This window comes from Nocardia sp. NPDC002869, assembly GCF_046764065.1.
GTDB classification, from domain to species: Bacteria; Actinomycetota; Actinomycetes; order Mycobacteriales; family Mycobacteriaceae; genus Nocardia; species Nocardia rhamnosiphila.
In genome coordinates this window covers 1-7,084 of record NZ_JBKOOL010000231.1, presented here as the reverse complement: position 1 = coordinate 7,084, position 7,084 = coordinate 1, and the positions used below count along the sequence as shown (strand labels likewise).

Genomic DNA, 7,084 nt, shown 5'->3' with positions numbered 1-7,084 from the left:
CACGGGCACACCAGCCGACATCATCGACCCAACACCCCGAATAGCATGAGCGACACGCCCTTACACCGCCGGGTTCCCCAACACTTTCTCAGCCGCCGAGCTTGTATCCCCGGTGCAGTGCGACCACGCCGCCGGTCAGATTGCGCCATTTCACCCCGGACCACCCGGCATCGGAGACCCGGCGGCCCAACTGCCGCTGGTTCGGCCAGGCCCGGATGGATTCGGCCAGGTAGACATAGGCGTCCGGATTACTGCTCACCGCCCGGGCCACCTTCGGCAACGCCTTCATCAGGTATTCCATGTACAGGGTCTTGAACCCCGGAATGATCGGGGTGGAGAACTCACAGATGACCAACCGGCCGCCGGGTTTGGTCACCCGCAGCATTTCCCGCAGCGCGAGATCGGTATCGGCCACATTGCGCAGCCCGAACGAGATGGTCACCGCGTCGAAGGAATTGTCGGCGAAGGGCAGCGCCATGGCGTCTCCGGCGACCATCGGCACCTTCCGGAACCGGCCGGCGGCCAGCATGCCCTGCGAGAAATCGGCGGCCACGCACCACGCGCCGGAGCGGCCCAGCTCCACGGTGGACACCCCGGTGCCGGCGGCCAGGTCGAGCACCTGCTCACCCGGGCGCGGGCCGATGGCCTTGCGGGTCATCCAGCGCCAGTAACGGTCCTGGCCGGCCGAGATCACGGTGTTGGTCAGGTCGTATCGTCGCGCCACCCCGTCGAACATCGACGCGACCTCGTGCGGTTGTTTGTCCAGCGAGGCCCGGACCGATTGTGTTTTCACCACATCCCGACCCTAATGGGCACAGCTGGGCAAGGCCCATCGGCAGTCCGCGCATGGCCGCAGCGGAGGCGGAGGTACGCCTGATGGGCACGGGCCGGTCTGCGCATCCGGTCACGCCGAGCGTGACAACCGGGATCCGGTGCCGATCACCTCGGCGTAATGGTTCATGAGTTCGGTGCAGATGGCAGGCCATGTGCGGTGCAGCACCGATTTGCGGGCCGCCCCGGCGAACCGTTCGCGCACCTGCGCATCACGTAGCGCCGCGACCGTGCCGGGCAGCAGTTCGGTGAAATCCCGCACTGGAAGCAGATAGCCGTTGCGGCAGGGCGCGATCAGGTCACGCGGGCCGCCGGCGTCGGGACCGACGACCGGGACACCGGACGCCAGCGCTTCCTGCACGCCCTGACAGAACGTCTCGTGCTCACCCGGATGCACCATCACGTCCAGGCTCGCGTAGGCCCGGGCGAGCTCGTGGCCGCCGAGTTCGCCGGTGAAGATCGCGCCCGGGAGCAGACCGGCGAGTTTCTGCCGCTCCGGTCCGTCGCCCACGATCACCAGCTGTACCGAGGGCTCGTGGGCCAGTACCGAGAGCCGGTCCACATGCTTTTCCGGGGCCAGCCGGCCGACAAAACCGACCAGCAGTTTCCCGGTACCGCCGAGCCACTGTCCGCGCAGCTCTTCGCTGCGCGCGGCCGGGGTGAACCGCACCGTATCGACTCCGCGACCCCAGGTGTGCACTCGGGGGATTCCGTGCCGGGCCAGGTCTTCGACCGCCGCACTCGACGGCGCCAGCGTCCGGACCGCGCCCTCGTGGATGCGCCGGGTCCAGCCCCAGGCGGCGCGGGCCGTCAGACCCAGCCCGTAACTCTTCGCGAAACCCGCCACATCGGTCTGGTACACCGCCACCGCGGGCAGGTCCAGCCGCAGCGCCGCCGCCATCCCGCCCGCGCCGAGCAGGAACGGTGAGGCCAGATGCACCACGTCGGGATCGAAATCGTCCAGTACGCCGACCACGCCCGGCTGTGGCAGGCCCACCGGCAGCGAACTGATTTTCGGCACCCTCACCGCCGGGACCCGGTGGACCGGGAACCGCCCGTGGTGCCGAGGTGCGGGCGGCTGCCCGCGCGGCGTATCGGGCGCGATGACGAGCGCGTCGTGCCCGTGCCGATGCAGATGATCCAGCACTCGGAGTACCGAGTTCACGACGCCGTTCATATTCGGGAGAAACGACTCCGCAACGATGGCTACGCGCACTCGCTCAGTCTGAGCGGTGGCGGTCCCCCGGGACGCGTCGCCGATATGACGCCGGATCGAAGATCGGGCGAACACTCATCGAACCGGTCGCCGCCCGCATCAGCAGCCACAGTGCCGGCAGGGTGAGAGCCCAGGTGACGGCCAGTACCGACAGCGCCGGCAGAACAGCGACCCGCACATCGCGGCCCGCGACCCGGACCAGGTCGGGATCGGCGCGGCTGTATTCGACATTGATCCGCTCGCCCGCGGTGAGGTTGGTCGGATAGAGCACACCGACCTTCGGATTGTGGGTGACGCCGTCGGGGGTCACGTACATCACCGCCGAGCGCAGCCGGCCGGCGGACAGCACCTCGCCGGTGGTTTCACCCTTATCGGATTCGATCAGATAGTCGTTGCGCCAGGCGGCCAGGAACAGCAGCACCACCAGCACGCTCACCGATAACGCGGTGATCACCACGCCGACGCACACCTTGCGTAGCCGTTCGGCCCGGGCGGATCGGAGGGCCGGGTCCGGCGCGCGCACCGGTTCGACACCGGGCTCCGGGTCCGCGACCGGCGGCGCGACCATCTCTGCCTGCTGGGGCACGCTGCCTCCTCCGGAATCGTTCGTGGCCGGGCCGGCTGTGCCGTCGCGCGCACCGTCGCCCGGGTAGCCGGGGTGGCGCGGTCCGCGGCGGCTGGTTTCCGGCACCGCAACAGGCTAGCGGGGTCGGCTAGGGTGAGCGCTCATGGCCCGAAAATTCGGCTTCACGCTGTCCTATCCGATCCCGGTGTCCGAACTGCACGCCGCGCTCACCGGAGAAGAAATGTGGCGCGACCGGTTCACCGGCGCCCCGACGGCCACCCTCGACCTGTCCCACCCCGGTGGCCCGGGCACCGCCCGTATCCAGATGAGCGAAACGGTCCGGCAGGACAAGATCCCCGGCATCGTGCGCAAGGTGCTCAAGAGCGAACTGGTCGTCACCCGTATCGACAATTGGCAGGCCCTCGACGGGTCCACCGCGGCGGGGACCTTCGAAGGCACCTCCTCGGCCATTCCCTCGGAGATGAAGGGCACCTACGAACTGCGCCCCACCGCCGAGGGCTCGGAGGTGGTGATCTCCGGTTCGGTGAAGGTCAAGGTTCCGCTGGTCGGCGGGGCAATCGAACCGCTCGCCGAGCAGTTGCAGCGCGGGGTCGCCGAGAGCGAACGCAAGTACATCGTCAAATGGTTCGAAGATCGCGCCGAGGCCTGACAGTCCTCCGGGGCCGCGCGGTACGCGCGGCCCCGGACTTACACACGCAGTTCCGGCTCGGCCGGCCGGACCGCCGGTTTCAGAGTTCGGCGCCGGTCGGGTCCGTCGCCGCGGCGGCGGCCGTGGGATCGAACTCCTTCGGCTCGACCAGCACCAGCCAGTTCCCCGAATTGTCGCGGAGAACCGCTTCCACACCGTAGGGCCGCTCCGACGGGGGTTGGACGAAATCGACACCCTTCGCGGTGAGTTCCGCATAGGCCTTACGACAGTCCGGAGTGTTCAGTCCCAGCGAGCCGTGGCTGCCGCCTGCCAGCGATCTGCTGATCGCGTCGGCGAGATTCTCGTCCAGGGGCGGTCCGGGCAGCATCAGGGTGACCTCGAGTTCCCGGTGGTCGGGGTGGGCGACGGTCACCCAGCGGAAACCGTTGTCTCCCATCTGGATATCGGCGGTCTCCACGAAGCCGAGGGTTTCGATGTACCAGTTCTTGGCTGCTGTCTGATCGGTCACGTACACGGTGACCAGGGAGACATTCGAAATGATCGGAGGCATGGTCCGAGACTATGGGCGGACCGGCCCGCCGGGCTTCTCCGAAATTGCGGTATCGCGGCGGCGATCGGACAACCCGTGCATGAAGATGTAGCAGCCCGGGATGCGGGGTGCGCCGTCGGCGAATTTCGCCTGGTATGCCGAAGGTGAAACCCCTACCAGTTCGGTGAACTTCCGGGAGAACGAACCCAGACTGCTGTAACCGACGAGCATGCAGACCTCGGTCACCGTGGTGTTGGTGGCCCGCAGCAGATCCTGCGCCCGCTCGATCCGGCGCTCGGCCAGGTACACCGCGGGTGTCCTGCCGTAGGTGGCCGCGAAACAGCGCAGGAAATGGTATTTCGATACCCCGGCGGCCGCGGCCATACCGTCGAGGTCCAGCGGCCGGGCGTATTCGCGATCGACGAGATCACGGACCCGCCGCAGATGCGGGAGCAGATCCCGCGGTAACCGGCCGCACCACCCCGGCGGCCTAACAGAAGGGCGCGAGGTCGTCGAACCGCATCGACGCCCGGCCCGCGGTGCGCCATGCGCGGGCGGTGAGGTCCACGTCCTCGTCGGTGACCAGATTGCCCATCACCCGGACCGCGGTGCGCTGCAGGAATTTCGAACGCATCACCGGTGGGCCGCCGATCGGGACCATCCGCGGATGGGTGGCCAGGCCGGCGATCCGCCGCGCCACCGAATAGGTGCGGCCGTATTTCGCGCGCAGCAGTTCCGGCCACACCCGGGTGAGGTCGGGCTCGTCCAGCAGACCGGCGAGCATATGCCCGCCCTCCAGGCCGTAGTCGATTCCTTCACCGTTCAGTGGGTTCACACAGCCGGCGGCATCGCCGAGCAGCGCCCAGTTGCGGCCCGCGATACCGGAGACCGCGCCGCCCATCGGCAGCAGCGCCGAGGAGACCGCGCGCACCGAACCGCTCAGTTCCCATTCGTCGCGCCGCAGCTCCGTGTAGTGCTCGAGCAGTGGTTTCAACGCGATATGCGAGGGCCTGCGTTCGGTGGCCAGCGAGCCGACACCGATATTCACCTCGCCGTTGGCCAGCGGGAAGACCCAGCCGTAGCCGGGTACCAGCTCGTTTTCCGCATTGCGCAACTCCAGATGCGAGGTGATCCACTGATCGTCGCTGCGGCCGGAGGAGATATAGGCGCGCGCCGCCACCCCGTAGGCGTAGCGGCGATGCCAGGTGCGGCCGAGCAGTTTGCCGACCGGTGACCGCACCCCGTCGGCCACGATCAGGGTGCGGCAGCCGATCTCATGCGAAGCCGTCCCCACCCGCACGGTCACCCCGGTCACCCGGTCGCTGTCGCGCGCCACCGCCACGACCTTCGCGCCGTCACGCATCCGCGCCCCGGATTTCACCGCGGTATCGCGCAGTTTGTCGTCCAGTTCGGTGCGCGGGATCGCACTGCCGTAGGTGGGGAACGAACCACCCGGCCACGGCAACAGCGCCTCGGCGCCGAAACCGGTCATCCGCAGACCGTGGTTGACGGTGTGTGCCCGCACCCATTCGCCCAGCCCGAGATGCTCGAGTTCCGCGGTGGCACGCGGGGTCAGGCCGTCACCGCAGGTCTTGTCCCGGGGGAAGGTCGCGGAATCCACCAGCAGCACATCGCGTCCCGCGCGCGCGGCCCACGCCGCGGCCGCCGAACCCGCGGGGCCCGCGCCGACCACCAGCACCTCGACGTGTGCGGGCAGCGCGTCCCGGTCGACTTCGGAAGGTGTGGCTTCGGGTGCACCCATGCGGTCAATAGTTACAGGCCGTCGGTAGTGATGTCGATGGCGGTACGGTGCAGGGTGACGGTGTTCATGGGCGTTCCGACGTGAACACGCTAGGTTCATCACCGTGGGGTCGGACGCGTCCTTGGGAGAAGGTATGAGCACATCTGCTGTGAGCGAAGCCGGCACGGTGGTGGCGGGGGTGGACCTCGGGGACCCCGCGCTCGCCGAGACCGTACGCAACGGCCTCGAGGAAGTAGAGAAACTTCTGGTCGAGGAGCTGTCCTCCGGAGCGGCCTTCCTCCAGGAGGCCGCACTGCACCTGGCCAAGGCCGGCGGAAAACGATTCCGGCCGCTGTTCACCATTCTCACCGGCCAGCTGGGCCCCCGCCCCGGTGATCCGGACCTGATCACCGCGGGCACCGTGGTCGAACTCGTCCATCTGGCCACGCTCTACCACGACGACGTCATGGACGAGGCCACCATGCGCCGCGGCGCGGCGAGCGTGAACTCCCGCTGGGGCAACAGTGTGGCCATCCTCGCCGGGGACTATCTGTTCGCGCACGCCTCCCGGCTGACCTCCACCCTGGGTCCCGATGCCGTCCGCATCATCGCGGAAACCTTTGCCGAACTGGTCACCGGCCAAATGCGCGAAACCATGGGCGCCCGCGAAGAGAGCGACCCCGTGGCCCACTATCTGCGCGTGGTCTGGGAGAAAACCGGTTCGCTGATCGCGGCCTCCGGCCGTTTCGGCGGGACCTTCTCCGGCGCGGACAGCGACCATGTGGAACGCCTCGCCCGCCTCGGTGACGCCGTCGGCACCGCCTTCCAGATCTCCGACGACATCATCGATATCTCCTCGGAGTCGGCTCAGTCCGGCAAAACCCCGGGCACCGACCTGCGCGAGGGTGTCCACACCCTCCCCGTCCTCTACGCACTGCGCGACGAAGGCCCCGACGGCGACCGTCTGCGCCGGCTCCTGGCGGAACCCCTGGAATCGGATGCCGAGGTAGCCGAGGCCCTGGAGTTGCTGGGCCGTTCCCGAGGAATGACCCGCGCCAAGGAAAAGTTGCGCGAATACGCCGATATCGCCCACACGGAGCTGAAGGCCCTCCCCGGCGGGCCCGCCAACGACGCCCTGGTCAAGTTGGTCCAATACACCATCGAACGGGTCGGCTGAGTATTCGGCCTGGTGGGGGAATGGGGCGGACACGTCCGTGGGGGTGAGAGGTGGGCTTGCTGGTGAAAGGCGGGATGCGCTTGCTCGCGGAGGCGGGGGTGGCTCGCTCGCGGAGTCGGGAGTGTAATCGCCTGCGGGGGTGAGAGGTGGGCTTGCTCGCGGAGGGAGAAGTGGGCTTGCTCGCGGAGGGAGAAGTGGGCTTGCTCGCGAAGGGAGAAGTGGGCTTGCTCGCGGAGGGAGAAGTGGGCTTGCTCGCGAAGGGAGAAGTGGGCTTGCTCGCGAAGGTGGGGAAGCGTGCTTGCTCGTGAAGGTGCTGTGTTTTTGGCGCCGCCTGCGGCGGCGCGGGGTTGAGGCC

The 7,084-nt window shown here is 68.3% G+C and carries 8 protein-coding genes; 2 read left to right on the top strand and 6 right to left on the bottom strand.

All coding sequences use genetic code 11. The annotated features are described in order from the left end of the window. Positions 1 to 88 precede the first annotated feature (88 nt). The 3 genes from ACLML9_RS26845 to ACLML9_RS26835 form a co-directional block, all read right to left on the bottom strand. Positions 89 to 796 (bottom strand): demethylmenaquinone methyltransferase, encoded by a 708-nt coding sequence (locus ACLML9_RS26845; protein WP_411948122.1) that lies wholly within the window; start codon positions 794 to 796, stop codon positions 89 to 91. 108 nt (positions 797 to 904) lie between these two features. Further along, positions 905 to 2,047, bottom strand: coding sequence for a glycosyltransferase family 4 protein (locus ACLML9_RS26840; protein ID WP_411948121.1), 1,143 nt, complete (start codon positions 2,045 to 2,047; stop codon positions 905 to 907). A 4-nt stretch (positions 2,048 to 2,051) separates the two neighbouring features. Next, positions 2,052 to 2,615: a DUF3592 domain-containing protein gene (locus tag ACLML9_RS26835; protein WP_411948125.1), complete on the bottom strand. Its 564-nt coding sequence runs from the start codon at positions 2,613 to 2,615 to the stop codon at positions 2,052 to 2,054. A 160-nt stretch (positions 2,616 to 2,775) separates the two neighbouring features. Between ACLML9_RS26835 and ACLML9_RS26830 the strand changes: the two genes are divergently transcribed. Then, positions 2,776 to 3,282, top strand: a complete 507-nt coding sequence (locus ACLML9_RS26830) for a DUF2505 domain-containing protein (protein ID WP_030525631.1) — start codon at positions 2,776 to 2,778, stop codon at positions 3,280 to 3,282. A 79-nt stretch (positions 3,283 to 3,361) separates the two neighbouring features. Here ACLML9_RS26830 and ACLML9_RS26825 read toward each other — a convergent pair whose 3' ends face one another. The 3 genes from ACLML9_RS26825 to ACLML9_RS26815 are packed head-to-tail and all read right to left on the bottom strand — an operon-like array spanning position 3,362 to position 5,573. Further along, on the bottom strand, positions 3,362 to 3,823 hold the full coding sequence (locus ACLML9_RS26825; protein WP_411948124.1) for a VOC family protein: 462 nt from the start codon (positions 3,821 to 3,823) through the stop codon (positions 3,362 to 3,364). 18 nt (positions 3,824 to 3,841) lie between these two features. Next, complete coding sequence (locus ACLML9_RS26820; protein WP_411948123.1) at positions 3,842 to 4,267, bottom strand: helix-turn-helix transcriptional regulator; 426 nt, start codon at positions 4,265 to 4,267, stop codon at positions 3,842 to 3,844. A 34-nt stretch (positions 4,268 to 4,301) separates the two neighbouring features. Then, the gene (locus ACLML9_RS26815) at positions 4,302 to 5,573 is read right to left on the bottom strand and encodes a geranylgeranyl reductase family protein (protein WP_411948120.1); all 1,272 of its coding nucleotides are present in this window, start codon (positions 5,571 to 5,573) and stop codon (positions 4,302 to 4,304) included. A gap of 133 nt (positions 5,574 to 5,706) precedes the next feature. Between ACLML9_RS26815 and ACLML9_RS26810 the strand changes: the two genes are divergently transcribed. Then, positions 5,707 to 6,729, top strand: coding sequence for a polyprenyl synthetase family protein (locus tag ACLML9_RS26810; RefSeq protein WP_411948119.1), 1,023 nt, complete (start codon positions 5,707 to 5,709; stop codon positions 6,727 to 6,729). Positions 6,730 to 7,084 lie beyond the last annotated feature (355 nt).

What these genes read in the sequence shown, in the direction of transcription:
- ACLML9_RS26815 (WP_411948120.1), bottom strand. Translation starts at nt 5,573, where the DNA reads ATGGGTGCACCCGAAGCCACACCTTCCGAAGTCGACCGGGACGCGCTG.
- ACLML9_RS26830 (WP_030525631.1), top strand. Translation starts at nt 2,776, where the DNA reads ATGGCCCGAAAATTCGGCTTCACGCTGTCCTATCCGATCCCGGTGTCC.
- ACLML9_RS26810 (WP_411948119.1), top strand. Translation starts at nt 5,707, where the DNA reads ATGAGCACATCTGCTGTGAGCGAAGCCGGCACGGTGGTGGCGGGGGTG.
- ACLML9_RS26835 (WP_411948125.1), bottom strand. Translation starts at nt 2,615, where the DNA reads ATGGTCGCGCCGCCGGTCGCGGACCCGGAGCCCGGTGTCGAACCGGTG.